The 2,217-nt window shown below is 60.6% G+C and carries 1 protein-coding gene; it reads right to left on the bottom strand.

The annotated features are described in order from the left end of the window. Window positions 1–236: 236 nt before the first annotated feature. On the bottom strand, window positions 237–2,217 hold a 1,981-nt coding region (locus AC1DWI_RS20360; protein ID WP_477725596.1), incomplete at its 5' end, for an Orn/Lys/Arg family decarboxylase.

The following is a 2,217-nucleotide window of genomic DNA, read 5'->3' as shown; positions in this document are numbered from 1 at the left end:
GTGTAGATGGTCTGGCCACTGCGGGAAAAACTTTTGTATTCCTTGATCGGCTCGACCACCGCCGTCTTGCCGCTGGCCATGAGCAGCCGCAACTCGCTGTCCCCGCTGGCCTGCGCGCGCAGGAATACTGCACCGACGATGACACCGAGGACTCCGAAGAGAATCGTCTTGAACATGCTCCCCTCCCAATAATATGGGAAGGACTATAGCAAACGAAAGTACCTGTTTATTCCTGCCTAGCGTTTGACGCAGTCCGCGTAGTAGCGCGTCTTGCCCTTGGCATCCACCTGTTCCACAAGGCCGTGGATGTCTGTTTCAAAGCCCGGGCACTGGGCGTTGAACTCGCGCGAGAACTTCAGATAGTCCACAATTTTCCGGTTGAACACCTCGCCCGGGATCAACAGCGGGATGCCCGGCGGGTACGGCGTGACCAGGCCCACGGTGATACGGCCTTCCAGGTGGTCGATTTCAACCCGTTCCGTCGTGCGGTGGGCAATGTGGGCGTAGGCGTCGCTGGGCTTCATGGCGGGCGCCAGATCGCTCAGGTAGACCTCGGTTGTCAACCGCGCGATGTCGTACTTGGCGTACAGCGTATGGATGTGCTGGCACAGGTCGGCCAGGCCCATGCGCTCGTACTTGGGGTACTTCTGGCAGAACTCGGGCAGGATGCGCCACATCGGCTGGTTCTTGTCGTAGTCGTCCTTGAACTGCTGCAGCGCCGTCAGCAGCGTGTTCCAGCGGCCCTTGGTGATGCCGATGGTGAACATGATGAAGAAGCTGTAGAGGCCGGTTTTCTCGACGATCACGCCGTGCTCGGCCAGAAATTTGGTCACGATGCTGGCCGGGATGCCGGTTTTGGCAAACTTGCCGTTCAGGTCGAGGCCGGGCGTGACGATGGTGGACTTGATCGGGTCCAGCATGTTGAAACCGGTGGCCATCTGGCCAAAGCCATGCCAGTTGTTGGCGCCGTTTCTGGCCGTCTTGGCGCTGCGGGACTCGCCCTTGATGATCCAGTCCTGCGATTCGCCAATGCCCTCTTCGACCAGCTTGTCCGGCCCCCAGACCTTGAACCACCAGTCGGTGCCGTATTCCTCGTCGATCTTGCGCATGGCGCGGCGGAAGTCCAGCGCTTCGGCAATGCTTTCCTCAACCAGCGCCGTGCCGCCGGGAGGCTCCATCATGGCAGCGGCCACGTCGCAGCTGGCGATGATGCTGTATTGCGGCGAGGTTGACGTATGCATCAGGTAGGCCTCGTTGAAGAGGTGCCTGTCGAGTTTGGTGTTCTGCGAATCCTGCACCAGCACGTGACTGGCCTGGCTGATACCCGCCAGCAGCTTGTGGATGGACTGCGTTGCGTACACCACCGCATTCTTCGGCCGGATGCGGCTCTTGCCCATGGCGTGGTAGCTGCCGTAGAACGGGTGGAAGGCGGCGTGCGGCAGCCAGGCCTCGTCAAAGTGCAGGTTGTCGATGTAGCCGTCCAGCATGCCTTTGATGGTTTCGGTGTTGTAGAGCACGCCGTCGTAGGTGGACTGCGTCAGTGTCAGCACACGCGGCTTGACCTTGCTGCTGTCCACGCCCTTGAGCAATGGGTTGGCATCGATCTTGGCGCGGATGGCTTCGGGTTCGAACTCGCTCTGCGGAATCGGGCCAATGATGCCGAAATGGTTGCGCGTCGGCTTCAAAAACACCGGAATCGCACCCGTCATGATGATGGAATGCAGGATGGACTTGTGGCAGTTGCGGTCAACGACCACCACGTCACCGGGTGCCACCGTGTGGTGCCACACCATCTTGTTGCTGGTGGATGTGCCGTTGGTCACGAAGAAGCAGTGGTCGGCGTTGAAGATGCGTGCGGCGTTGCGCTCGCTGGCGCCGATGGCGCCGTCGTGATCCAGCAACTGGCCGAGCTCTTCCACCGCGTTGCAGACGTCGGCGCGCAGCATGTTCTCGCCAAAAAACTGGTGGAACATCTGGCCGACCGGGCTTTTCAGGAAAGCAACGCCGCCCGAATGGCCCGGGCAGTGCCAGGAATAGGAACCGTCTTCGGCATAGTCGAGCAGTGCCTTGAAAAACGGCGGCTGCACGCCTTCCAGGTAGCTCTTGGCCTCCCGCAGGATGTGGCGCGCCACGAACTCGGGCGTGTCCTCAAACATGTGGATGAAGCCGTGCAGTTCACGCAGGATGTCGTTGGGGATGTGGCGCGAGGTCTTGGTC

The organism is Polaromonas sp. P3_C2 (genome assembly GCF_056402675.1).
The sequence above is the reverse complement of the archived record's forward strand: the minus strand, read 5'-3'. Positions and strand labels throughout refer to the sequence as shown.